General features: G+C 71.4%; 23 protein-coding genes. 14 read left to right on the top strand and 9 right to left on the bottom strand.

The genetic code is table 11. The features are described from left to right. Positions 1–4: 4 nt before the first annotated feature. Entirely contained in the window at positions 5–2116 is a 2112-nt protein-coding gene (locus J2853_RS20960; RefSeq protein WP_307560450.1) for a serine/threonine-protein kinase, read from the bottom strand. 317 nt (positions 2117–2433) lie between these two features. Between J2853_RS20960 and J2853_RS20955 the strand changes: the two genes are divergently transcribed. Next, complete coding sequence (locus J2853_RS20955; RefSeq protein WP_307560448.1) at positions 2434–3378, top strand: chorismate mutase; 945 nt, start codon at positions 2434–2436, stop codon at positions 3376–3378. Between the two features lie 61 nt (positions 3379–3439). Here the strand turns inward: J2853_RS20955 and J2853_RS20950 are convergent, their stop codons facing one another. Then, complete coding sequence (locus tag J2853_RS20950; RefSeq protein WP_307560446.1) at positions 3440–5656, bottom strand: transglycosylase domain-containing protein; 2217 nt, start codon at positions 5654–5656, stop codon at positions 3440–3442. 52 nt (positions 5657–5708) lie between these two features. Further along, the gene (gene murA, locus J2853_RS20945; RefSeq protein WP_307560444.1) at positions 5709–7025 is read right to left on the bottom strand and encodes a UDP-N-acetylglucosamine 1-carboxyvinyltransferase; all 1317 of its coding nucleotides are present in this window, start codon (positions 7023–7025) and stop codon (positions 5709–5711) included. Positions 7026–7124: 99 nt separating this feature from the next. Between murA and J2853_RS20940 the strand changes: the two genes are divergently transcribed. Then, positions 7125–7673, top strand: a complete 549-nt coding sequence (locus J2853_RS20940) for a hypothetical protein (protein WP_307560442.1) — start codon at positions 7125–7127, stop codon at positions 7671–7673. Positions 7674–7737: 64 nt separating this feature from the next. Here J2853_RS20940 and J2853_RS20935 read toward each other — a convergent pair whose 3' ends face one another. Together J2853_RS20935 and ybaK are read right to left on the bottom strand one after the other, a co-directional pair. After that, complete coding sequence (locus J2853_RS20935; RefSeq protein ID WP_307560441.1) at positions 7738–9129, bottom strand: amidase; 1392 nt, start codon at positions 9127–9129, stop codon at positions 7738–7740. A 179-nt stretch (positions 9130–9308) separates the two neighbouring features. After that, the gene (gene ybaK / locus J2853_RS20930; RefSeq protein ID WP_307560439.1) at positions 9309–9821 is read right to left on the bottom strand and encodes a Cys-tRNA(Pro) deacylase; all 513 of its coding nucleotides are present in this window, start codon (positions 9819–9821) and stop codon (positions 9309–9311) included. Between the two features lie 294 nt (positions 9822–10115). Between ybaK and hisD the strand changes: the two genes are divergently transcribed. The 8 genes from hisD (at position 10116) to hisF (ending at position 16027) form a co-directional block, all read left to right on the top strand. Next, positions 10116–11423, top strand: a complete 1308-nt coding sequence (hisD, locus tag J2853_RS20925; RefSeq protein ID WP_307560438.1) for a histidinol dehydrogenase — start codon at positions 10116–10118, stop codon at positions 11421–11423. Then, positions 11420–12490, top strand: a complete 1071-nt coding sequence (locus tag J2853_RS20920; RefSeq protein WP_307560436.1) for a histidinol-phosphate transaminase — start codon at positions 11420–11422, stop codon at positions 12488–12490. The genes hisD and J2853_RS20920 overlap by 4 nt, the downstream gene beginning before the upstream one ends. Then, positions 12487–13104, top strand: coding sequence for an imidazoleglycerol-phosphate dehydratase HisB (gene hisB / locus J2853_RS20915; RefSeq protein ID WP_307560434.1), 618 nt, complete (start codon positions 12487–12489; stop codon positions 13102–13104). The genes J2853_RS20920 and hisB overlap by 4 nt, the downstream gene beginning before the upstream one ends. A gap of 148 nt (positions 13105–13252) precedes the next feature. Beyond that, positions 13253–13408 (top strand): CG2302 family histidine operon protein, encoded by a 156-nt coding sequence (locus tag J2853_RS20910; RefSeq protein WP_307560432.1) that lies wholly within the window; start codon positions 13253–13255, stop codon positions 13406–13408. A 7-nt stretch (positions 13409–13415) separates the two neighbouring features. After that, positions 13416–14048: an imidazole glycerol phosphate synthase subunit HisH gene (gene hisH / locus J2853_RS20905; RefSeq protein WP_307560429.1), complete on the top strand. Its 633-nt coding sequence runs from the start codon at positions 13416–13418 to the stop codon at positions 14046–14048. 55 nt (positions 14049–14103) lie between these two features. After that, entirely contained in the window at positions 14104–14445 is a 342-nt protein-coding gene (locus J2853_RS20900; protein ID WP_307560427.1) for a hypothetical protein, read from the top strand. A 4-nt stretch (positions 14446–14449) separates the two neighbouring features. Then, the gene (priA, locus tag J2853_RS20895) at positions 14450–15172 is read left to right on the top strand and encodes a bifunctional 1-(5-phosphoribosyl)-5-((5-phosphoribosylamino)methylideneamino)imidazole-4-carboxamide isomerase/phosphoribosylanthranilate isomerase PriA (protein WP_307560426.1); all 723 of its coding nucleotides are present in this window, start codon (positions 14450–14452) and stop codon (positions 15170–15172) included. Positions 15173–15256: 84 nt separating this feature from the next. Continuing rightward, the gene (gene hisF, locus J2853_RS20890) at positions 15257–16027 is read left to right on the top strand and encodes an imidazole glycerol phosphate synthase subunit HisF (protein WP_307560424.1); all 771 of its coding nucleotides are present in this window, start codon (positions 15257–15259) and stop codon (positions 16025–16027) included. A 371-nt stretch (positions 16028–16398) separates the two neighbouring features. Here hisF and J2853_RS20885 read toward each other — a convergent pair whose 3' ends face one another. Further along, positions 16399–17226, bottom strand: coding sequence for an oxidoreductase (locus tag J2853_RS20885; protein ID WP_307560422.1), 828 nt, complete (start codon positions 17224–17226; stop codon positions 16399–16401). A 217-nt stretch (positions 17227–17443) separates the two neighbouring features. On the opposite strand from J2853_RS20885, the gene J2853_RS20880 reads away from it, so the two are divergent. From J2853_RS20880 to J2853_RS20870, 3 genes are all read left to right on the top strand, one after another. Then, a complete protein-coding gene (locus J2853_RS20880) occupies positions 17444–18709 on the top strand; it encodes an APC family permease (protein ID WP_307560420.1) in 1266 nt (421 codons plus the stop codon). A 91-nt stretch (positions 18710–18800) separates the two neighbouring features. Beyond that, a complete protein-coding gene (locus tag J2853_RS20875) occupies positions 18801–19457 on the top strand; it encodes an SRPBCC family protein (RefSeq protein ID WP_307560418.1) in 657 nt (218 codons plus the stop codon). Positions 19458–19467: 10 nt separating this feature from the next. After that, the gene (locus tag J2853_RS20870) at positions 19468–20637 is read left to right on the top strand and encodes a zinc-dependent alcohol dehydrogenase (protein ID WP_307560416.1); all 1170 of its coding nucleotides are present in this window, start codon (positions 19468–19470) and stop codon (positions 20635–20637) included. Positions 20638–20692: 55 nt separating this feature from the next. Here J2853_RS20870 and J2853_RS20865 read toward each other — a convergent pair whose 3' ends face one another. Beyond that, positions 20693–21424 (bottom strand): VC0807 family protein, encoded by a 732-nt coding sequence (locus tag J2853_RS20865; protein WP_307560414.1) that lies wholly within the window; start codon positions 21422–21424, stop codon positions 20693–20695. After that, positions 21421–22446, bottom strand: a complete 1026-nt coding sequence (locus J2853_RS20860; RefSeq protein ID WP_307560412.1) for an alpha/beta hydrolase family protein — start codon at positions 22444–22446, stop codon at positions 21421–21423. Before J2853_RS20860 ends, J2853_RS20865 begins: the two co-directional genes overlap by 4 nt. A 90-nt stretch (positions 22447–22536) precedes the next feature. Here J2853_RS20860 and J2853_RS20855 point away from each other — a divergent pair, with 90 nt between their 5' ends. Beyond that, entirely contained in the window at positions 22537–23118 is a 582-nt protein-coding gene (locus tag J2853_RS20855) for a TetR-like C-terminal domain-containing protein (protein WP_307560410.1), read from the top strand. A gap of 20 nt (positions 23119–23138) precedes the next feature. On the opposite strand, the gene J2853_RS20850 is transcribed toward J2853_RS20855, so the two are convergent. Continuing rightward, positions 23139–24305, bottom strand: coding sequence for a winged helix DNA-binding domain-containing protein (locus J2853_RS20850; RefSeq protein ID WP_307560409.1), 1167 nt, complete (start codon positions 24303–24305; stop codon positions 23139–23141). Between the last annotated feature and the right edge of the window lie 80 nt (positions 24306–24385).

Below are 24385 nucleotides of genomic sequence, written 5' to 3'. Positions count from 1 at the left end.
CCGCTCACTTCTTCGACGAGAAGGTCTTGGCGAACCCCTCGAAGAGGGGCAGGTTCTTCTTCCAGTCGGAGGCGAGGGTGTGCCAGTAGATGGCGTATCCCCGGCCGCCCTTGTTGGCGATGAACCCCCGGTTGATCACCCGGGCCTTGCCCGCGCTGATGTTCCAGGTGAACTCCCAGTCGGCGGCCTTCACCATGTAGTCGACCTTCTCGATCCGGATCCGCTTGTAGCCCGGGAAGTTGCCCCTGCTGTAGGGCTCCTGCTTCTCCCAGTCCTTCTTGGGGTCGGCACCCCCCTTGTCGACGTACTCGATCATCATGTAGCTCACCGAGTCGTTCGGCCCGCGGAACCGCACCTGCCTCCCGCTCCGGCTCGCCACGTACCACCCCTTGGGCAGGCCGACGGAGAAGCCGTTGCTGTCCTTGTGCATGTGCCAGCCGGCGGGAAGCGCGGACTCCTCCTTCTTCTTCGTCGGGGTGGGACTCGGTGAGGGAGCCGGCGAGGGCTTCTGCTCGGGAGTGCTCTCCGGGGTCGTCTCGGCAGGGCCGGTCGACCCGCCCGAGCCCGACCCACTCGGCTCGCCCGACCCGCCCGGGCGCGCCTGCGACGGTCCGGTGGCCTGCTCCTCGGTGGACTGGCCGCTGCGCAGCCCGAGCCATCCCGCGACCATCCCGACGATCAGCAGGGCGGGCAGGATCACCAGCAGGCCCCGCTTCACCGGCGTCCGCGACCCGCCCTGCGACGTCATCGTCATCATCTGGGAGGAGGGGTCCAGGGTCCCCGCGCCGTCCTGGTGAACCTCGGGGACGAACCCCTCGGACGCGCGGGGGGCGGGCTCGGGCCGTGGGGCCGGGACGGGCTGCCGGACGGGAGGGAAGGGGTTCGGCCGGCCTCCGGGAGCGGGGGCCGGCCGTGACGGGGCGGGCTCGGGCCGGGGTGCGGGGACGGGACCCTGCTGTACCGGCGGGGCGGTCTTCGGCCGTTCGGGTGAGACGGTCTCCGACCGTGCGGGCGGGGTGGGGTTCCGCTCCGCCTCGGGCTTCCGCCCCGCGTCCTCGGCCGGCGCCTCCTCGACCGGCGCCTTCGCGGCGGGCTCCCGCGGTTCTTCCCGCGGAGCCGGGGGCTTCGGGGGGGCCGGTACGGCGACGCCCAGCTTCGCCCCCGTGGCGGGGAAGTCGTCGGCCTGGAACCGGGCTCCCGGATCGGTGTCGGCCGTGGCCGAGGCGGCCACCACGGCGGGCATGACAGCCGTCTTGGCGGGCCGTTTCCTGGCGGGCTTCTCGGGTTTCTCCTCGCCCTCGGCCACCGCGCGCAGCAGCCCCTCGGCCTCGGCGTAGTTCATGCGCAGGGCCGGGTCCTTGCGGAGCAGCCCTTCGAGAACCGGGGCCAGCCTTCCGGCGCGGGCCGGGGGCTCGGGCTCGTCGTTCAGGATGGCGTGCATGGTCGGCAGCGCCCCGCCGCGGTCGTGAGGGGGCTTGCCCTCCACGGCCGCGTACAGCGTCGCCCCGAGGGACCACAGGTCGGACTCGCGCTGCGCGCTCGCGCCCTTGATGCGCTCAGGCGGGATGAACGCGGGGGTTCCGGCGATCCCGGTCATGGTCAACGCCGTCTCGGCTTCGAGCGTCGCGATGCCGAAGTCGGTCAGGACCACCCGGCCGTCGTCGGCCAGCAGGACGTTCTCCGGCTTGACGTCACGGTGCAGCACTCCCTGGGTGTGCGCGGCACGCAGCGCGTCCAGCAACTGGAGCCCGATCTCCGCCACCCGCTTGGGCGGCAACGGCCCGTCCTGCCGCATGACCTTGCCGAGGGAGCGGGACTCCACCAGCTGCATGACGATCCAGGGCCGCCCGTCCTCCTCGACGACGTCGTGGACCACCACCACGTTCGGGTGGGTCAGCCGCCCGGCGGCGCGCGCCTCACGCTTGGTGCGCCGATTGAAGTCCTCCTGGTTGTCCTCGCCGAGCATGTCGGCGTAGCGGACTTCCTTGATCGCGACTTCGCGGTCGAGGAACTCGTCGTGGGCCCGCCAGACGATGCCCATGCCACCTCGGCCGATGGCTTCGAGCAGGTGGTAGCGGGAGGCGACCCGGCGCCCCTCAGGCTGTGCTTCGGCCATCAACCGCCTTACCTCCTTCTAAACCCCCGAATACTCTCATAGCCAAGTAAAGTGATCGACTTAAACGAGGTTATGGGGTCCAGATACCGAGACGTGGTGTCCGGTAAGTGGCAGGTGGTGGGGGCATGGCCTATCGTTGCTCGCATGACTTGCTGTTTAAGGTTTATCGAGCCGGCTCCGGAGGGCCGGTCGTGACAGCATGATTCAGTGACCCATCCGGAGCCGGCACGAGGCAGAGACGCATCGTCTCTGCCTTTTCTGTTTCTTACGAACCCGCCGGCTCGCGGGACGCGCGCCGGCCGACCATGGGAGCCGAGATGTCGTTGACCGCAGACCTGGAGCGCGGGGTCGTGAGGTTCGGGACGCTCACGGTGGGGGCCGGACCGGTCGTGGTGATCGGCGGCGCCGGGGCGGACGCCCGCTGGATCAACCTGCGTGAGAACCACGGGCGCGTCCTCGCGTCCGAGTCGGTGGCGGCGGTCCGCGCCGGCTGGCGGGGACCCGTCCTGGTGGAGCCGTTCTCGGCGGCCGACCTGCCGGAGATCGCCGCGAACGCCGTCGGCGCGGTGGTGGGCGCGGCCTGGATGCAGGACTTCCAGCTGGTCCGCGCGGTCGCCCGGCTCGGCCTTCCGGTGCTCGTCCAGCGTGCCCCCTCCGCGACCCTGGAGGAGTGGCTGGCCGTCGCCGACTACTGCGTGGCCGAGGGCAACGACAGGGTCGTGCTCTGCGAGAGCGGCAGCCGTACACACCTGGGCGGGGTCACCCTCGACCTGGCCCTGATGCGCGCCGCCCGGGAGAGGTCCGGCCGCCCCGTCCTGGCGGACCTCGGCGGCGACCCCGGCCTGGCCGCCGCCGCGATCGCCGCCGGCGCCGACGGGCTGCTCCTGCCCCCCGGCTCCACCGAGCGGGAGGCCCTCGCCGTCCACGAGGCCGTGAAGATCGTCGGAGCCGTCACCCGCAGGGAGGACCCCGGCTCCCTGCCGGCCGCGCGCGGGGCCATCGACCGCGTCGACGCGGCCCTCGCCCTCCTCCTGGAACGCCGGGCCGAGCTCGCGGGCGTCATCCAGCGGCTCAAGCCCGTCGGCGGCTTCGCCGGTCGCGACATGGACCGGGAGCGCCGCCTGGTCGCCGACATGGCCCGGCGCGCCCCCGGCCTCGGGGAGGACCGTCTCGCCTCCATCATGAACGCCGTCATCGAGGCGGGCCTGCACCTCGCGGAGGAACGGATGGCGGCCGACCGGGGCCGCGCCCGCGCGGAGTGAGCCCGGGACCGTTCCGGCATCCCCGGAGCGTCAGCTCCACGGGGTCGGGTTCGATCCGTGTTCAGCCGCGCTGCCCCATGTGGTGGCGCCGGCCGGCGACGCGGTGCGCACGGCGCTCACCGGCGCGGTCCTCGTCGCCGCGCCCCTCCTCCTCGCGGCGTTCGGCCTCCAGCGCCTCCTTCATGCCGGGAGTGAACCCGCCGCCGAAACGGCCCATGTCCGGGTGGCGGAAGGAGGTCTCAGGGACGCCGCGCAGGGCCCTGGTCATCGACGACACCCAGATCGGTCCCGGCAGGGAGGCGCCCTGGACCGCGCCGTAGTACTCGTCGCCGATCTGCACGCCGGTCAGCGGATGCTTGTAGGCGCCGCGGATGTCGCCCACGCTGACCGCGGCGGCCAGGTCGGGGGTGTATCCGGCGAACCAGGCCGAGGTGTAGCCGTTGTTGGTGCCGGTCTTGCCCGCCGCGTCGCGGCCGATGCCCTGGCCCGTCATGGTGCCCTTGGTGAACACCCCGGACAGCACGTGGTTCACCGCGTCGGCCACCTCGCGGTCGATCACCCTCTTGCAGCTCGGCCGGACCGCCACGTGAGTGCCGTCCCGTTCGACGATGTCGAGGATGGCCATCGGGCGGCAGTAGCGGCCCCGCGCGCCGAACGTGGCGACCGAGGCCGCCACCGTCAGCGGATCCATCTCGTTCACCCCGAGGGTGAAGGTCGGGACCTCCCGCAGCGGGGTGCCGTCGGCGCGGACGACCCCCAGCGCCTTGGCGGTCTTGACCACCGAGCACAGCCCCACCCGCTGCTCCAGCATCATGTAGAAGATGTTCACCGACTTCCAGGTGCCGGTGTAGATGCTCTGCGGGCCGCCCGAGCCCTCGCCGCTGGCGTTGAAGATCCTGGCCTTGGGGGCGTTGACCTTCCGGCCGGTACAGTCGGTGAAGCCCTCGCGAGGGACGAACATGCCCGGCGTCATGAAACCGTCGTCGAACCGCCAGCCCTTGCTCAGCGCGGTCGCCAGGGTGAAGATCTTGAACGTGGACCCCGCCTGGAAACCCTGGCCGCCGCCGTGCGCCACGTCCGCGGGAAGGTTGAACGTGGTGCTGGGGCCGTTGTTGTCCTTGCCGGAGTCGCGGCCGTACTTCTTGCTCGCGGCCAGCGCCCTGATCCGTCCGGTGCCCGGCTCGACCATGGCCTCGGCCGCGACCTGGGTGTCGCGCCGGCCGACCCGCGAGGAGATGGCACGCTGCGCGGCCCGCTGGTCCTGCGGGTCCAGGGTGGTGTGCAGCACGAGGCCGCCCCGGGCCAGCCGCCGCTCCCGCTCCGGGCGGCTCGGGCCGAACGCGGGGTTGGTCAGCAGCTCCCGATGGACGTAGAGGCAGAAGTAGGGGTAGGAGCTCTCGGCGCAGCCACCCGGCTCCGGTTTGAGATGGATGTTCAGGGCGCGCCGCTTGGCGGCTTCGGCCTTCTGCCGGGGGGCGAGCGAGAGCTGGGCCATCCGGTCCAGGACGAGGTCCCTGCGCTCCCGCAGGCGCTCGCGGCGCTGCCTGCCCAGCGACGGGTCGGTCGAGTACGGCGCGCGCACCGCGCCGGCCAGCGTCGCGGCCTGCGACAGGGACAGTTTCGACGCCGGGATCGAGAAGAACCGCTGGGCCGCGGCCTCCACCCCGAAGGCCCCCGCGCCGAAGTAGGCGATGTTGAGATACCGCTCCAGGATCTCGGCCTTGCTGTACTTCTTCTCCATCGCCAGCGCGTACCGCAGCTCGGTGATCTTGCGCTTGATGCTCGGCGCGCGGGCCTGGGCGCGCTCGGTGTCGCTCTCGGAGTTCTCGACCAGGATGTTCTTCACGAGCTGCTGGGTGAGGGAGGAGCCGCCCTGCCGTACCTCGCCCGCCTGGGTGTTGGTCACCAGCGCGCGCAGCGTCCCCTTGATGTCCAGGCCCGCGTGCTCGTAGAACCGGGAGTCCTCGATCGCCACGATCGCGTCGCGCATGACAGGGGCGACCTGGTCGAGCCTCACGAGGGTCCGGTTCTGCTTGTAGAACTGGGCGAACTGGTCGCCGCGCCGGTCCAGGAGAACGGTGCGCTGGGAGAGCGGGTCCTCTCGCGGGCTCGGCGGCAGGTCGGTGAGGGCGGTCGTGACCTTGTTGGTGGTGAGACCCACGGTGCAGACCAGGGGCAGGGCCGCCATCGCCGCCAGCAGCCCGCCGAGTACGCCGCAGGTCACCAGCCCGCGCAGGCACGCGGAGGGCTTACGTCTCTCCTCGCGTCGCAATGTCACGCATAGTAAGGTGCAACCGGGTGATCACCTACAAACGCCCTATTGCGAATCCTTACCCGTCCTGCACCTTTTCTCTACTGATCTTCAGGCCCAGCGAGGCGAACTGCTCGAACGGCCGGTGGTAGCCCCGTTCGATGTGATGCACCCCGCGCAGCGTGGAGGTGCCCTCCGCGGCCGCGGCCGCGAGCACGGCGGAGAACCCGGCCCGGATGTCCGGCAGGGTCACGTCGGCGCCGCTCAGCTTCGACACGCCGCGGACGACCGCCGAGTGCTTGGCGTTGGTGTCGTGGTAGCGGCAGGCGGGGCCGCCGAGGCACACGTCGAAGACCTCGATCTCGCAGCCCATCTTCTGCAGGGCGGGCACGTAGACGAGGCGGTTCTCGAACACCGTCTCGTGCAGCACCGACATGCCCTGGGCCTGGGTGAACAGCACCATCAGGGGCGTCTGCCAGTCGGTCATGAACCCCGGGTGGGTGTCGGTCTGCACCGCCGCCGCCCGTAACCCGTTCGGCGCCGACGCCGACAGGTAGTCGTCGGTGATGTCCATCTCGGCGCCCATCCGGGCCAGCGTGGTGATCGCGGTGACCAGCCGGTCCTGCGGGCAGCCGTGCACCCGCACCTGCCCGCCGGTGATCAGACCGGCCGCCAGGTAGGAGAACGCCTCGATCCGGTCACCGTTCAGCCAGGTGGACGCGCCGTGCAGGCGGTCCACCCCCTCGATCACGATGCGCCGGTCCGGGCTGAGCTCGATGCGCGCGCCCATGCGCTGCAGGAACAGGGCGAGCTCCACCACCTCGGGCTCCATGGCCGCGCCCTTGAGCACGGTCTTGCCCTGGGCCAGCACCGCCGACATCAGGATCGTCTCGGTCGCGCCCACGCTGGGGTAGGGAAGCTCGATGCGGGTCCCGCGCAGCCGCTTGGCCTTGGCGTAGATGCCGGTGTCGCTCACCTCGACCTCGGCGCCCATCGCGCGCAGCGCCTCGACGTGGAAGTCGACGGGCCGGCGCCCGATCGGGTCGCCGCCGACCAGCGGCACGAAGGCCTCGCCCGCCAGGTGCAGCAGCGGGCCCAGCATCAGGATGGGGATCCGGTTGAGGCCGGTGAACGCCGCCGGAACGTGGGGGTTGATCTGTGGCCCCTGAGAGATGATGATCTCTCCAGCGGTGATCTCCACGTCGATGCCGAGCGCGCGCAGCATCTGCGCGGTGATCCCGACCTCACCCACGTCGGGGGCGTTGTGGATCGTGCTCTCACCGATGCCGAGCATCGCGGCGACCATGTGCTTGGAGACGCCGTTTTTGGAACCGCGTACCTCGACGTCACCGCGGAGCGGTCCGGAGGGTTCGATCAGCCATGCCTCTTCGTTCACCTGGACAGAGTAGCCGGACTCGGTCTGAACCTCCGGTAACGCGTGGCGAGCCGGTGGGTAACATCGGGCACATCAATACAGAGGGTGAAGGGAACCACATTGCGGAACGCACGTGACTTCGCCGTCACCGTGCTGGCACTTGGCCTGGCCGGGGTGATCGCCGGAGTCCTGTGGTCGCTCGCCGCGCCGCGCCCGCCGTATGTCGTCACCGACCAGGGCCCGCTGCTGGCCGACCCCACCACCCAGGCGCTCATCGCGGCCGACGGCTGGTTCGCCATCATCGCCGGCGCCATCGGCCTGGCCTGCGGCGCCATCGGCTACAGCCTGTCGCGCAGGGGCCGCCCGCTCGCGGTGGTGCTGGGGCTGGGGGCGGGCGGCCTGCTCGGCTCGTACGTCGCCCTGCTGGTCGGCCGGGCGGTCAACCTCGGTGCGGTGACGGTCGCCGCCTCCGGGACGTCCACGCACCTGATCGCCGGCCCGCTGGGCCTGACCGCTCAGGGCGTGCTGCTGGCGTGGCCGGTGCTCGCCGTCGGGCTCTTCTTCGCCCTGGAGAGCATCGCGGGCTACCGGGACTCGCCGCTGCGCCGTCCGTTCGGCGGGGAGGACCCCTACGGACCGCTGTCCGCCTACGACATCAGCGACCGGTAGCGCGAGGTCCTGCGGGAGACCCGGTCGGACTCCTCACGGGGCCGCCGTTCGCCGGGGCGTGACGTCAGGGGCGGGCGGGCCTGCGCGCACCGTGCCCGGTGGCCCGCTCGAAGGCGTGGGCCAGGCGCAGGACCCGCATGTCGGCGAAGGGCCGTCCGACGATCTGCACGCCGACCGGCAGTCCGTCACCGGTGAACCCGCACGGCACCGACGCCGCGGGGGCGTGCAGCACGCTGATCCAGTAGGCCGAGCGCATCCATGACAGGTAGTCGGGCAGCGCCTGCCCGTTGATCTCCGAGACGTACGGCGCGTCCACCGGGAACGGCGGCACCTGGCTGACCGGCGCGATCAGGAAGTCGTAGGTGCGGAAGAAGTCGTCCATCCGCTGGTAGAGGCCGCTGCGCAGCCGCTCCGCGCGCGCCAGGTCCGCCCCGGTCACCTCGCGGCCCCGCTCGACGTTCCACCGGACGTTCTCCCCCACACGGTCCTGGGGGAGGTCGCCGAAGGACGACGCGTAGTGCCACGCCCGGTAGATCCGGAACGCGTCCTCGGCGTCCGACAGGTCCAGGTCCACCCGTTCGACCCGCGCGCCCAGGCTCTCGAACACCGCCGGGGCCTGTGCCGTGACCTTCGCCGTCTCCGCGTCGACCGGCAGCCCGCCCAGGTCGGGGCTCCACGCGATGCGCAGCCCGGTCACGTCCAGCTCCAGCGGCTCGGCGAAGACCGCGCCGCTCTCGGTGATCGACAGGGGAGAGGCGGCGTCGAACCCGGCCACCGCGCTCATCAGCAGCGCCAGGTCCTCGGCGGTGCGGGCCATCGGCCCCGGCACGCCGAGGGTGAACCACGCCGCGGTCGCCGACGACGACGGCACCCGGCCCGGCGTCGGCCGCAGCCCCGCCACGTTGCAGAACGAGGCCGGGTTGCGCAGCGAGCCGCCCATGTCCGAGCCGTCGGCCAGGGCCACCATCCCGGTCGCCAGTGCCGCCGCCGCCCCGCCGCTGCTGCCGCCCGCCGACTTCGACAGGTCGTACGGGTTGCGGGTGGCGCCGAACAGCTCGTTCACGGTGTGCGAGCCGGTGCCGAACTCCGGGGTGTTGGTCTTGCCCACGGTGATCGCCCCGGCCTCGCGCATCCGCCGCACGATCGGCGCGTCCCTGACGGGGACGTGGTCGGCGAAGAGCGGTGAGCCGTATGTGGTGCGGATCCCCGCGGTGTCCGCCAGGTCCTTGTGCGCGACCGGCAGCCCGTGCAGCGGCCCGCGCCAGTGGCCCCGCGCCAGGTCACGGTCGGCCTCCCTCGCCTCCTCGCGGGCGCGGTCGGCCACCAGTGTGACGATCGCGTTGACCTGCGGGTTGACCTCCTCGATCCGGCGCAGGTGCGCGTCGAGCAGCTCGACCGCGCTGACCTCCCCCGCGCGCAGCAGCTTGATCATCTCGGTAGCGGTCAGGTAAAACATCTGCTCCCCCGATCAGGTACGGCCTGCGTCGCAGTCTCGCCGAAGGCCGTCGTCGAGCGCGTCGGCAACCTTCGACAGGATCGCCCGGGATTCGACGGGACCATTGAGGAAACGGGCTCGATACCCGATGGGAGGCCCGCCCGTCCCCGGGAGCTCTTCGCCCGATCCTCCGGAGGCTCTCACCGGGGAGGCTGGCCCGTCTTGCCGATGGGCGCCGTGATCGCCTGTGTGAGCCGTACCAGCTCGGAGGGGGCGGTCTCGATCTGCAGCCCGCGCCGCCCGGCGGAGAAGTAGATCGTCTCGAAGTCCAGGGCGGAGGCGTCGATCACGGTCGGCAGGCGCTTGCGCTGCCCCAGCGGGCTGATGCCGCCCACCACGTAACCGGTGACGCGTTCCACCTTGGCCGCGTCGGCCATCGCGGCCCGCTTGCTCTTCAGCGCCGCCGCGAAGGCCTTGAGGTCGAGCTTGCCCGCCACCGGCACGACCGCGACGGCCAGTCCGCTCTCCACCTCGGCGACGAGCGTCTTGAAGATCTGCCCGTACGGCACGCCGAGGGCGTCGGCCGCCTCCTCGCCGTAGGCCTGCGCGTCGGCGTCGTGGTCGTAGGGGTGAAGGGTGAAATCCACGTCGGCCTGGGTCAACGTCACCGTCGCCGGGGTCCCCTGACCACCGGTGCGCTTCGACTTACTCACGATCCGAAGCTTACTCACGACCGGCGGCGTAGGACGTCGAACGAATCTACAACGTAAAGAAGCGCGCTCGTGTGTCGAGCGGCCGCTCAGGACGGAGGGGGGACTCCGTCGCACGGAATGTCCGGTCTGGGGTGCCCGTGACGTCGGAGCATTTCGCGAGGCGAGGAAACGTCGAAGCTGACTATACGGCTTCGCCTGAGTACCCTCCGTATTTTCCGCTGTTTAACGAAAGGATGAAGCGTCCGGATGGTGGACACGATGGGACCGGGTGCCAACCCTCCGTAGACTGGACGGGTGATTTCCCGTACCGACCTGCGTGGAGCCCTCCCCGAGGATCTCCACGGCGTGCTGCCCCGTGCCCAGCTCGACGTCGAAGCCGCCCTGGAGAAGGTGCGGTCGATCTGCGACGACGTGCGTCATCGCGGGGCCGCGGCCGTACGAGAGTGGACCGCCCGGTTCGACGGCGTGGAGCTGGAGTCCACCCGCGTCCCCGTCCAGGCGGTCACCGAGGCGCTGGAGGCGCTCGACCCGAGGATCCGGGCGGCCCTTGAGGAGTCGATCCGCCGGGCCCGTCTCGTCCACCGCGACCAGCGGCGCACCGACGTCACCACCCAGGTCGTGCCCGGCGGCACCGTCACCGAGCGCTGGGTCCCCGTCGAGCGCGTGGGCCTGTACGTCCCCGGCGGCCGGGCGGTGTACCCCTCCAGCGTGGTCATGAACGTGGTCCCCGCCCAGGAGGCCGGGGTCTCCTCCCTCGCGGTCGCCTCGCCCGCGCAGCGGGAGTTCGGCGGGCTGCCGCACCCGACCATCCTGGCCGCGTGCGCGCTGCTCGGGGTGGACGAGGTCCACGCCGTCGGCGGGGCCCAGGCCGTGGCGATGTTCGCCTACGGCACCGAGGAGTGCGCCCCGGTCGACATGGTCACCGGCCCCGGCAACATCTGGGTCGCCGCCGCCAAGCGCCTGCTCAAGGGCCGCATCGGCATCGACTCCGAGGCCGGCCCCACCGAGATCGCGATCCTCGCCGACTCCACCGCCGACCCGGTGCACCTCGCCGCCGACCTCATCAGCCAGGCCGAGCACGACACGATCGCCGCCGCCGTCCTCGTCACCGACTCCGAGGAGCTGGCCGAGGCCGTCGAGCGGGAGCTGCCCCGCCAGGTCGCCGCCACCAAGCACGGCGAGCGGATCACCGAGGCCCTGGCCGGGCGCCAGTCCGGCATCCTCCTCGTCGACGACATGGAGGCCGGGCTGCGCGTCGTCGACGCCTACGCCGCCGAGCACCTGGAGATCCACACCGCCGGGGCGTCCGCGCTGGCCGCCAGGGTGCGCAACGCCGGGGCCGTCTTCGTCGGCGCCTACGCGCCGGTCTCGCTCGGCGACTACCTCGCCGGGTCCAACCACGTGCTGCCCACCGGCGGCTGCGCCTGCCACTCCTCGGGGCTGTCGGTGCAGACCTTCCTGCGGGGCATCCACGTCGTCGACTACAGCCGTGAGGCCCTCGCCGAGGCGGCCGCCCACGTGTGCGTGCTCGCCGACGCCGAAGACCTTCCCGCGCACGGCGCCGCCGTCCGCGCGCGTTTCGACTGGGAGATCCCCTCGTGAGGCTCGAAGACCTGCCGATCAGGGACGACCTTCGGGGGCGCACGCCGTACGGCGCCCCGCAGATCGACGTCCCGGTCAGGCTCAACACCAACGAGAACCCCTACGGCCCCTCGGCCTCCCTGGTCACCGACCTGGCCGAGGCGGTGCGGCACGGCGCGGCGGGGCTCAACCGCTACCCCGACCGTGACGCCGTCGCGCTCCGCCGGGACCTGGCCGCCTATCTCGGCCACGACCTGACCGTCGAGCGGGTCTGGGCCGCCAACGGCTCCAACGAGGTGCTCCAGCAGATCCTGCAGGCCTTCGGCGGTCACGGCCGCACCGCGATGGGCTTCGAGCCGTCCTACTCGATGCACCCGATCATCACCGGCGGCTCCTCGACCGAGTGGATCTCCGGGGCGCGCGAGGAGGACTTCGGGCTCGACCCGGACAAGGCCGTCGCCGCGATCGAGGAGCACCGGCCCGACATCGTCTTCCTCACCTCGCCCAACAACCCGACCGGCACCGCGCTCGCCCCGGACGTGATCGCCAAGGTCGTCCAGGCCGCGCCTGGCATGGTCGTCGTGGACGAGGCCTACTTCGAGTTCGCGCGCGGCGGCACCCCGTCGGCGCTGGTCCTGCTGCCGGACAACCCCCGGCTCATCGTCACCCGGACGATGTCCAAGGCGTTCGCCATGGCGGGCACCCGCCTCGGCTACCTCGCCGCCGACCCGGCGGTGATCGAGGCGCTGCTCCTGGTGCGCCTGCCGTACCATCTGTCCACGCTCACCCAGACGGCGGCGCGCGTCGCGCTCGCCCACCAGGCCGAGCTGCTCGGCACCGTCGACATGCTGCGGGCCGAGCGGGACGAGACGGTGGAGTGGCTGCGCGGCAAGGGGCTGACGGTCGCCGACTCGGACGCCAACTTCGTGCTGTTCGGCCGTTTCCCGGATAGGCACGCGGTCTGGGAGGGCATGCTTGAGCACGGAGTGCTGATCCGTGAGGTGGGCCCGCCGGAATGGCTGAGAGTGTCCATCGGAACGGCCAAGGAGATGGCGGCGTTCCGCGCCGCCCTGGAGGGAACCCTGTGAGCAGTACCGCCGGTGAGTTCGCGCCGCGTCGCGGTCGTGTCGAGCGTGGCACCAAGGAGACCTCGGTGCTGGTCGAGGTCGACCTCGACGGCACCGGAAACGTCGACGTGTCCACGGGTGTCGGGTTCTACGACCACATGCTGAACCAGCTCGGCAAGCACGGACTGTTCGACCTGACCGTGAAGACCGAGGGCGACCTCCACATCGACTCCCACCACACGATCGAGGACACCTCGATCGCCCTGGGGGCCGCGTTCCGCGAGGCTCTGGGCGACAAGTCGGGCATCCGGAGGTTCGGGAACGCGTCCTGCCCGCTGGACGAGGCTCTCGCCCAGGTCACCGTCGACCTGTCCGGCCGCCCGTACCTCGTGCACAGCGAGCCCGAGGGCATGGCCCCGATGATCGGCCCCGACTACGACACGACGATGACCAGGCACATCCTGGAGTCGTTCGTCGCGCAGGCCGCCATCTGCCTGCACGTCCACGTCCCTTACGGCCGCAACGCCCACCACATCGTGGAGGCCCAGTTCAAGGCTCTGGCCAGGGCCTTGCGCGAGGCGTCCGAGCTCGACCCCCGCGCCACCGGCGTGCCGAGCACGAAGGGCGTGCTGTGAGCGGCCGCGACGAGCGGGCCGCCGGCTTCCGGGTGGCGAGGGAGGCCACGCCGAACGGCGGGCCGTCCCCGCGCGCGCCGTGGAGCGGCGCACCGTGGAGCGGCGCACCGTGGAGCGGCGGGCCGTCCCTTCGGGTGGGGGAGGCGGCATGAGCAGCAACTGGGCGGCCACGGCGATGGCCTTCATCGCCCTTTTCCTGGTGGGCGGGATCTTCTCGTTCTTCAAGCAGGGACTGAAGAAGGGCGCGCTGCTGCTCGGCGCCCTCGCGGCCCTGGCGGCGACGGCGGCGGTGCTCTGGTGGTGAGGCTCCGATGGTGAACATAACCGTTCTCGACTACGGCTCGGGCAACCTCCGCTCGGCGGAACGGGCCCTGGCCCGGGTCGGCGCCGACGTCACGGTGACCTCCGACTACACGGCGGCGATGGAGGCCGACGGCCTCGTCGTCCCGGGTGTCGGGGCGTTCGCCGCCTGCATGGCCGGGCTGCGCGCCGTACGAGGCGAGCGCGTCATCGGGCGGCGCCTGGCGGCGGGGCGGCCGGTTCTCGGCATCTGCGTCGGCATGCAGATCCTCTTCGAGACGGGCGTCGAGCACGGCGTCACGACCGAGGGCTGCGGCGAGTGGCCGGGCACGGTGGAGCGTCTCGACGCCCCGGTCCTGCCCCACATGGGCTGGAACACCGTCAAGCCGCCCGCCGACACCGTGCTGTTCGCCGGGATCGATCCGGAGACGCGCTTCTACTTCGTCCACTCGTACGGCGTGCGGACCTGGGAGCTCCAGGCGGGACCGGGCTTCGACGACCCCCTGGTCACCTGGTCGGAGCACAACGTCCCGTTCGTGGCGGCGGTGGAGAACGGCCCGCTGACGGCCACCCAGTTCCACCCCGAGAAGTCGGGCGACGCCGGAGCCCAGCTGCTCACGAACTGGCTCGGAACCGTAAGGTGAGCCCTCGATCGGATCTTTCGGCGGTTCCCTTACCGACCCCCCCATTGGATCCCCCATGAGCAAGGAACGGGCCCGCCGCAGGGCCGAACGCGAGGCCGAGCAGGCACGTCAGGCGGTCCTGCAGGCCGAGCGCGAGGCCAAACTGGCACGGCGCCGCCGGCGGATCGGCAGGATCACGGCCCTCCTGCCCGGCAGGCCCGTTCGCATCGCCTCCCAGGGCGGCATCATCGCCCGCCGCCGCCGCGCGCAGAACGGCGGCGTGGCGGTGCTTTTCATGATCGTCCAAGTGATCGCCTGGCTGCTGTGGTCCTCGTGGAGCGCGCGGTTCGGAGTCCTCGTCCTGTCGCTGCTTTTTGTACCGCTTCTCGTCACCCTTGTCTTCGACCGGAGGTCTTGATCAGATGTCGCTAGAGCTGCTCCCCGCCGTGGACGTCGCCGACGGCCGGGCGGTTCGCCTGGTCCAGGGCGCGGCCGGCACCGAGACTTCCTACGGCGACCCCCTCTCCGCGGCGCTCATGTGGCAGGAGGCCGGCGCCGAGTGGATCCACCTGGTCGACCTCGACGCCGCCTTCGGCCGCGGTACGAACCGGGACCTGCTCGCCACCGTCGTGGACGCGCTCGACGTCAAGGTGGAGATGTCCGGCGGGATCCGCGACGACGCCTCCCTGGAGGCCGCGCTGGCCACCGGCTGCCGCCGGGTGAACATCGGCACCGCGGCCCTGGAGAACCCGGCCTGGTGCTCCAAGATCATCGCTGAGTACGGCGACAGCATCGCGATCGGCCTCGACGTGCGCGGCACCACCCTCGCCGCCCGCGGCTGGACCCAGGAGGGCGGCGACCTGTGGGAGGTCCTCGAACGTCTTGAGGCCGACGGCTGCCCCCGCTACGTCGTCACCGACGTCACCAAGGACGGCACGCTGCTCGGCCCCAACCTGGAGCTGCTCCGCGAGTTCTGCTCCCGTACCGACAAGCCGGTGGTCGCCAGCGGGGGCGTCTCCTCCCTGGACGACCTGCGTGCCCTGGCCGGGCTGGTCCCGATCGGCGTCGAGGGGGCGATCGTGGGGAAGGCTCTCTACGCGCAGGAGTTCACCCTTGAGGAGGCTCTCGCCGCGGTGAGGTCGTAGGTTGCGTGATGAGGGGACGTCGCGGTGACCCGCCGCTGCCGGTCGAGGCGGAGGCGGAGGCCTGCCGTGGTTGAGGAGCTGTAGATGAGTGTCGCGGTACGAGTGATTCCCTGCCTGGACGTGGACGCCGGGCGGGTGGTCAAGGGCGTCAACTTCGAGAACCTCCGTGACGCCGGAGACCCGGTGGAGCTGGCCCGCCGCTACGACGCCGAGGGGGCCGACGAGCTGACGTTCCTCGACATCACGGCCTCCAGCTCCGACCGGTCCACGATGTACGACGTGGTCAGCCGGACGGCCGAGCAGGTGTTCATCCCGCTGACCGTGGGCGGGGGCGTGCGCTCGGTCGAGGACGTCGACAGGCTGCTGCGCGCGGGTGCGGACAAGGTGGGCCTGAACACCGCGGCGATCGCCCGGCCCGAGCTGCTGACCGAGGCGTCGCAGCGGTACGGCGCGCAGTGCATCGTGCTGTCGGTGGACGCCCGCCGGGTCGTGGACGGCCCGCCGACCCCGTCCGGGTTCGAGGTGACCACCCACGGCGGTCGCCGGGGCACCGGCATCGACGCGGTCGAGTGGGCCCGCAGGGGCGAGGAGCTCGGCGCGGGGGAGATCCTGCTCAACTCCATGGACGGCGACGGCACCCGCGACGGCTACGACCTGGAGATGATCCGCGCCGTACGGCGGGCCGTGTCGGTCCCCGTGATCGCCAGCGGCGGCGCGGGCTCGCTGGAGCACTTCCCCCCGGCCGTCGAGGCGGGGGCCGACGCGGTCCTGGCGGCGTCGGTGTTCCACTTCGGCCAGCTCAAGATCGGCGAGGTCAAGGAGACCCTCCGCCAGGCGGGCCACCCCGTCCGCTGATTTCGCCGCCGTACGGAGACGCGGCCGAGTACGGTCAGGTGCGTTTTGGGTGCGGCCGGGTGATTCGGGGGTGGTTGGGCGTGGTTTGCGCTGCGGCGGGCCGGTGTTCCGGGCGGCCGTCTCGGTTGCTGTCCTGTGATTCAGGCCTCCGGCCTGCGCGGGCGTGGCGGTTGCGCTTTTTCATACGCCGCCCGGAACACCGGCCCGCCTCCGCGCCCCTCTGCCCCGCCGTACGGCGTGCGAGCCGTAGCCGCTCCGTTTCGGGCCGCTCAGAACGCGTCCCGACGCTGAAGCCTCCGTGCGGTCCGGCTGAGGGTTGGTCGCCGTCGCTGAAGCGGCCCTGCGGAAAGGAGTTCAGGGCAGGGAGGGTTTCAGTCCGCGTGGCGGGTGTCGCGGGCGACCTTCTCCCAGGCGGAGATCTCCGCGCGGACGGTGTCGTGGTGGCCGAGGATGGCGTCGACGGCGTCGTCTCCCAGGGGCAGGCGCAGTGGGGTCTCGTCGGTCTCCAGCGCGGTGAGGATGGCGGCCGCCGCCTTGGCCGGGTCGCCGGGCTGCGTGCCGTGCCCGGTCTCGACCATCCGCCTGGTCGGGCCGACGGTGTCCGCGTAGTCGGAGATCTGCGCACTGGCGCTGATGTTGCCGAACAGGGCGGTGCGGAAGGCGCCCGGCTCCACGACCAGCACCTTGACGCCGAGCGGGCGAACCTCCTCCGCCAGCGCCTCGGACATCCCCTCAAGCGCGAACTTGGTGGCGCTGTAGGCGGAGAACCCGGCGAAGGACATCTGGCCGCCCATGCTGCTCAACTGCACGATCGCCCCGGACCGGCGGTCGCGCATGTGCGGCAGCACCGCGCGGATCAGCGAGGCGGGCCCGAAGACGTGGACCTCGAACAGCGAGCGCAGCTCGGCGTCGGTGGTCTCCTCGGCCGCGCCGACGTGGCTGCGGCCGGCGTTGTTGACCAGTACGTCGATCCGTCCGTGGCGGTCGACGACGTCCCGCACCGTGGCCTCGATGGCGGCGGTGTCGGTGACGTCGAGCGGCAGCGCCTCGACCTGGCCCGGGTGCGCCGTGACCAGGTCGTTCAATGTCGCGACGCGGCGGGCGGTCGCGATGACGACGTCGCCGGCGGCGACCGCCGCCTGAGTGATCGCCTGGCCGAAGCCGCTGCCGGCTCCAGTGATCAGCCAGACCTTGTTCATCGGTTCTCCCTCGTTGTGCGGTCTCGGTGCTCGATCAACCCTGCCGGAGGCGTCGACGGCCTGTCCAAGACCTGAGGTCATAACCGGTGGTTATGGATAGGTGCGGGCTCCGCTGAGCGGGGCCCGCACGGCCGGTCCCGGACGATGTCCGCGCGTCGCGGCCCGTTATCGTGGCCCGGTATCGAGTTCCGGTCTGTCTGGAAGTGCGGGGGGCGCCGTGGCGGGGACATCTGCCGATCCCGGGCTGCCGAGGCTGGAGCGCCGGCTGGGCCTGGCGGACGCGGTGGTGATCGGCCTGGGGTCGATGATCGGCGCCGGGGTCTTCTCCGCGCTCGCCCCGGCCGCGGCGGCGGCCGGATCGGGACTGCTGCCGGGACTGGGCCTCGCGGCGGTGGTGGCCTACTGCAACGCCACCTCCTCCGCCCGGCTGGCGGCGCGCTATCCCGACTCCGGCGGCACCTACGTCTACGGCCGGATGCGCCTGGGCCCCTTCTGGGGCTACCTGGCCGGCTGGAGTTTTGTGGTCGGCAAGCTCGCTTCCTGCGCGGCGATGGCCTTGACCGTGGGCGCCTACGTGTGGCCGGGGCACCAGCGGGAGGTGGCCGCGGCCACGGTGGTGGCCCTGACCGCGCTGAACTACACCGGGGTGCGGAAGGCCGCGTGGCTGACCCGCACGATCGTCGCGGTGGTGCTCCTGGTTCTGGCCGCCGTGGTGGTGGCGAGCGTGGCCGGCGGGCAGGCCCGGGCGGCGGGACTGGACATCTCCCTCGACACGGGCGTGCGCGGGGTGCTGCAGGCCGCGGGCCTGTTGTTCTTCGCCTTCGCCGGCTACGCCCGCATCGCCACCCTGGGTGAGGAGGTGCGCGACCCGGTCCGGACGATCCCGCGCGCGATCCCCGTCGCCCTCGGCATCACCCTGGTCGTCTACGCGGCCGTGGCCGTCAGCGTCCTGGCGGTCCTGGGCCCCCGGAGGCTGGGCGAGACGACCGCCCCGCTGGCCGAGGCGGTCGGTGTCGCGGGTGTGCCGGCTCTGGTCCCGGTGGTCCAGGCCGGCGCCGCGATCGCCGCCCTCGGGTCGTTGCTGGCGCTGATCCTCGGCGTCTCCCGCACCACCCTGGCCATGGCCAGGGACCGCTACCTGCCGCCCGTCCTGGCCGCCGTGCATCCGCGTTTCAAGGTGCCGCACCGGGCCGAGCTCGCCGTCGGCGCCGTCGTCGCCGTGCTCGTGCTGGCCGGTGACCTGCGTGGTGCCATCGGATTCTCCTCCGTCGGCGTGCTGGTGTACTACGCCATCGCCAACGCCTCCGCCTGGACCCTGCCTCCCGGCGAAGGCCGCCCGCCCCGGGCCGTTCCCGTCCTGGGCCTCGCCGGCTGCGTGGCGCTGGCGTTCAGCCTCCCGCCGGACGCGGTGCTCTCCGGCGGCGCCGTTCTCGCGGCCGGCGCGATCCTGTACGGGACCCGGCGACTGCTGAGCCGCCGATGACCCGTCGCCCAATGGGAGACGGGTGTGGAGTATCCAAAGAATTCGGATAGTCGGTGTTGTTCTGGGCGCATTGGGTACTTAATGTGATTGTTTGAGTACTTTGTGTGGTTATGAAATCGGTGGGACATCGCCTGTCGCCGCCGTCGCGATGGCGGTCGCCGGCATCGCCGCCGTCGACCTGTACACCGCGCTACGCGCGAACCGGAGCCGTGAGCACGGAATGAGGGAGCGCAGGATGAATCTTCACGCGGCCATCACGATCAACCGCCCTCGCGAGGAGGTGTACCTGTACTGGCGCGACTTCGAGAAACTTCCCCGCTTCATGACGCACCTGGAGTCGGTGGAGACGATCGGCGACGGGCACTCGCGCTGGAAGGCGAGAGCACCGCTGAAGAGGACCGTCGAGTGGGAGGCGGAGATCGTCGAAGACTGCTCCGGCGAGCTGATCTCCTGGCGTTCCACGAAGGGCGTCCTCGCCGGTAACCGCGGTTTCGTGAGTTTCTCCGACGCTCCCGGCGGGCGCGGTACGGAGGTGCGGGTGCGCCTCATCTACGACCCGCCGGGCGGCAGGGCCGGCCTCGCCCTCGCCAGGCTGCTGGGCGAGCACCCCGAGCAGCAGGTGCGAGACGACCTGCGCCGGTTCAAGCAGGTCATGGAGACCGGCGAGGTGGTCCGTTCCGAGGGCAGCCCCGAGGGCACCCGTGCGTCGCGCCAGGTCAGGCAGCGTCCCGCCCAGCCCGTGAGGTAAGGAGAATTCCATGAAGGCCAACTGCTGGATGGGCCGGAACACCGTCGAGGTCCAGGAGGTTCCCGACCCCGGGATCCTGAACGGCCACGACGCTATCGTCCGCATCACCTCGACCGCGATCTGCGGCTCCGACCTGCACCTGTACGACGGCTACGTCCCGACCATGAAGAAGGGCGACATCCTCGGCCACGAGTTCATGGGCGAGGTGGTGGAGGTGGGCCCGAGGGTGTCGACCCTGCGGGTCGGCGACCGGGTGGTCGTCCCCTTTCCGATCGCCTGCGGCAACTGCGTCGCCTGCCGGCACGAGATGTTCTCGGTGTGCGAGAACTCCAATCCCAACGCGGGCCTGGCGGAGAAGTTCATGGGCCACGCCCCCGCGGGCATCTTCGGTTACTCCCACATGCTCGGCGGCTACCCGGGGGGCCAGGCGGAGTACGCGCGCGTGCCGTTCGCCGACGTGGGACCGATCAAGATCGAGGGCGACCTGCCGGACGAGCAGGTGCTGTTCCTGTCCGACATCCTGCCCACCGGCTGGATGGGCGCGGAGATGTGCGACATCAAGCCCGGTGACGTCATCGCGGTGTGGGGAGCGGGACCCGTCGGTCAGTTCGCGGTCGCCAGCGCGTTCCTGATGGGGGCCGAGCAGGTCATCGCCATCGACCGTTTTCCGTACCGGCTGAAGAGAGCCGAACGGGCGGGCGCGCGGACGCTCAACTACGAGGAGGTCGACGTCCTCGACGCGCTGCGGGACCTCACCGCGGGCCGCGGCCCGGACGGGTGCATCGACGCGGTGGGCATGGAGGCCCACCACCCCACCGGCCCCGTGCACGCCTACGACCGGGTCAAGCAGGCGACCCGGATGGAGACCGAGCGGCCGCACGCCCTGCGCGAGGCGATCATGGCCTGCCGCAACGGCGGGACCGTCTCCGTGATCGGCGTCTACGGCGGCCTGCTCGACAAGTTCCCGATGGGCTCGCTGATGAACCGGTCACTGACACTGAGGGGCGGCCAGTGCCACGTGCAGCGGTATCTGAAGCCCCTGCTGGGCCGGATCCGCAACGGCGACATCGATCCCAGCTTCGTCATCAGCCATCGCATGAGGCTGGAGGACGCCCCGCGCGGCTACGAGATGTTCAAGAACAAGCAGGACGAGTGCAACAAGATCGTCCTGACCCCGTAGCGAGGTCAGGACGTGCTCGATCCCGGCCCCGCGGCGGACGTCCGCGGGGTCGTGCTCACGGAATGCCGACCGCCTCCGGGCCGGAGTGGAAGCGCTGCGCCGCCTGCTCGCCGCGCTTGCCGTACCAGGAGCTCCACAGGGCGAGCAGCCCGATGGTCCCTATCAGGAGGATCGATGACAGTCCGACCATGACGTCGGCCGGCAGCAGGTAGATCAGCGGGATGCGGGCGGCCGACTCGGCGAGGAGGACGACGCCCCACACCACGGTCATCACCAGGTAGACGCGGCGGAAGGCGGGCTCCGCGGCGTACAGGGCCTCCCAGCGCCGTACGGTGTCCGCGTTCTCGGCGCCGAAGAGCTTGGCCACGGCGAAGGCGGCGGGACGGCCGGCGACGCAGGTGCCCAGGAAGATCAGACCGGCGACCGAGGTGGTGACGGACTTGACGGCCATCAGGAATCTCTCGTCCCCGGCCAGGAGGGACAGGACGAGTCCCACGCCGAAGAGGGTTCCCATGAAGGCGGCGAAGCCGTCGAAGCGGCGCTGCCGGAGGGCGACGTAGGCCACGCGCAGGAACCCGGCGCTCGCCGCCGTCAGCATGGAGACGTACTCGCTCACGCCCAGCGCGCGGCATCCGTAGTACACGACGATCATCGGTGCGACGTCCCACAGCACGACCGAGATGATCCCGCTTCTGCCGGACCGGTTCATTTCCTTCTCCTGGGGGGTTCGCGTGCCGGGCTGGTTCATTGTGCTCTCCTGGTGGTCCTGCCTGACGGGCCGGCTCATCGGGCGCTCCCGAAGGTCTCGTCCAGCCAGTCGCCGACGCGGGTCATCGCCAGCCGCTGGGCGCCCGCCTGGCAGTGGGCGCCGGCTCCCTCCTCGTCGGTGAACTCCAGGAAGGTCTTCGGGCAGGTGAGGTGCTCGTACAGAGCCTCCGGCTGGCCCTGGAAGGCGAAGTCCCCCTCGGCCCGCAGCACGGCACCCGCCCGGTCGCGGTCACCGCCGAAGCCGCCGGTGACGGTCATGCCCATGTCGTAGACGCCGTCGAGGGAGACGAGCGCCTTGATCCGGGGGTCGAACGCCGCCGCGCGCGGCGCCAGCAGGCCTCCCATGCTGTTGCCCAGCAGCGCGACGCGCTCCGGATCGACCTGGGGGAGCGTGAGGAGGTGGTCGAGCACCGGGCCGACCACGTTCTCCCAGTCCGGCCGGAACACCAGTCCCTCGCGGTGCATCGGCCCTGGCTGCCCGGGGCCGTCGAAGGTCAGGACGTGATATCCCCGCTCGACCAGCGCCGCCGCGCCGACGAAGTGCATCTCCTCGGCGCTGCCGTCGAAGCCGTTGTGCATCACGACCGTGGGACCGGGGGTCCGGCCGTCGCCCGCGCTGTAGAGGTAGCCGGGGAGGGTGGTGTGCTCGTAGGGGATCGACACCGGCTCCACCGTGATCTCCAACAGCTCGGCCGCCGCGCGAAAGCACTCCACCCCGCGCAGGTAGGCGCTGTCGACGCGCGGGTCGGACGGGTCGCCGTGCAGGAAGAACCCGGCCGAACGGTAGTAGGTGGACGCCCGCAGGAATCCGTCCCGGGCGCTGACCTCGTGACCCGCCGCCAGGCTGCGTTCCGCCTGGGCGGCGACCCTGTCGGCGGTGGCCCGCCACTCGTCGTGCCAGCTGTCGTAATCACCCTCGGTGATGCGTCGCGCGGTCGTCACCACCTCCCCGAAGTCCGCGCCTCCGTAGGCGATGTGGCCGAACGAGCGCAGCGTCTCGTACCAGAAGACGGCGTCCTTCTCGAAGACCAGCGGATGCATACTCTCCCCTTAATGCAAGTTTTCTTGCGTCAGGTGGAGCATAGGGTGATGGCACATTAAATGCAAGAATCTTTGCGTTAGTATGTGACCGTGACAGCAGAACAACCAGCTCGCCGCCCCGGAGGCCGTACGGCCCGCGTTCGCGCGGCGGTGCATCAGGCCGTCGTCGACCTGCTCGGCGAGGAGGAATGGGACGACCTGAGCATCGCCCTGGTGGCCGATCGGTCCGGCGTCCATCAGACGACGATCTACCGGCGCTGGGGCACCCTGGCCGCGCTGATCGACGACGTGGTCACCGAGCGGCTGACGTCCTCGTCGCCCGTCGCGGACACCGGGACGCTCCGAGGCGACCTGGAGGCCTACGCGGTCCAGGTGGCGGAGGACGTGGCCAGTCCCCTGGGGGCGGTGTTCCTTCGTGCCGCGATGGTCGGCACACGTGCCGAGGGAGAGGAGCAACCCCGGCAGATCTACCTTCTGGAACGGGGCATGCAGCTGCAGGCCATGCTCGACCGCGCCAGGGACCGGGGGGAGAGCCCGCCCACCCTGCTGGAACTGCTGGAGGTCGTGCTGGCGCCGCTCTACTTCCACGTGATCTTCTTCAACAGCCCGGCCGGCGCCGACCACGCGCGAGGGCTGGTCGACAGGTTGCTCAGCCTCGTGGCGAAGACGTGAGCCTGACCCGCCGCGGAGGGTCAGGCATGGCCCCCCACGGTCACGACGCCGATGGTCAGCCGCGGCCTGGCCTCAAGGATCTCTCCGACGCGTTCCCCCTGATGATCGAGCTCGTCGCGTTGTGCGGCGGTGAGGTCCACGAGAGGCTCGACGGTGATGTCGATCCGGCGGCCCGAGCGGCGCTGGTGCCACAGGCCGGCGACGACGCCGTCGACCAGGAGGGTCTGGAAGTTCCCGCGCAGCACGCGTTCGGCGGCGCGGCCGGGATAGAGCAGCCCGGGTGGCTGGTTGCCGACCCGGTAGGCGTACCCGTCGAAGTACGGGAGCAGCCGCACGCCCCGCGGCGGGGTGGAGGGCGCCGCGGTGTCACCGGCCGTCACCCACGCGGCGGCTCCTTCGACCTCGACCCTCTGGAGCTCGCCGGCCAGTGACGCGAAGAGATCGCTCGCCCAGCGGGCCGGGGCGTTCAGCCAGTGCGCGAACCGCTGTGGTGTGGCCGGTCCGTACGCGTGCAGGTAGCTCTTCACCACATGGGTCAGGGCGGCCCGCGTGTCGGCGGGTACGAAACCGGGCAGCCATCGATCCGGACCGGTGTAGGTGACCTTGCGCCCCCGGCCGGGGCCGAAGCACAGGGCGCCCCGCATGCCGGCCAGGTGCATGACCTGGCGCCAGCGCGGCCACATCCCCTGGAACGCGGGCATGACGAGATCTCCGGCCCACGGTCCCGTACGGCGGACGACCGCTTCGCCGAGCTCGTCGATCGTGAGTTCGGCGTCCCGCAACGCGTCCCCGATGGCGGCCAGGACCTCCTCGGTCTGGCCGGGGGTCATTCGCACGTCGTCGGAGAAGCCGACCTGGGATACCGGGAGGGCCGACAGCGCCGCGATCCACAGGGGCAGGTCCCGGGCGGGGAGCAGATGAACGGTGCCGCGCGGACCGAACGTCTTGATCAGGCTGTGCTCGGTCCAGAGGGCCTCACGGACATCGGTGCGCGTCGCGCCGGCGAGGCGCAGCCCGACGGCCAGTTCGGCGGCCGACATGACCTGCGCGTGCGTGCCGGCCATGGCCCCCACGATGCCGGCGGGGCCGGTGTCCTCGGAGGGGGCGGACAGCGCGTGCCGTTCCAGGCGCCGGGCGCACACCTCGGCCCAGGAGAGGCGCGGGACTTCCGTCGAGTGGTCGGGCATCGGGCGCGGCTCCTTGGCGGGGGACGAGGGGGATCGGCGGGTGTGCCCGCCACGTCGCCCCGGGGTGGGCGGCGTCGGGG

This window comes from Streptosporangium lutulentum, from assembly GCF_030811455.1.
Taxonomy (GTDB): domain Bacteria; phylum Actinomycetota; class Actinomycetes; order Streptosporangiales; family Streptosporangiaceae; genus Streptosporangium; species Streptosporangium lutulentum.
Note: the sequence above shows the minus strand (reverse complement) of the source record. Positions and strands in the feature narration are given on the sequence as shown.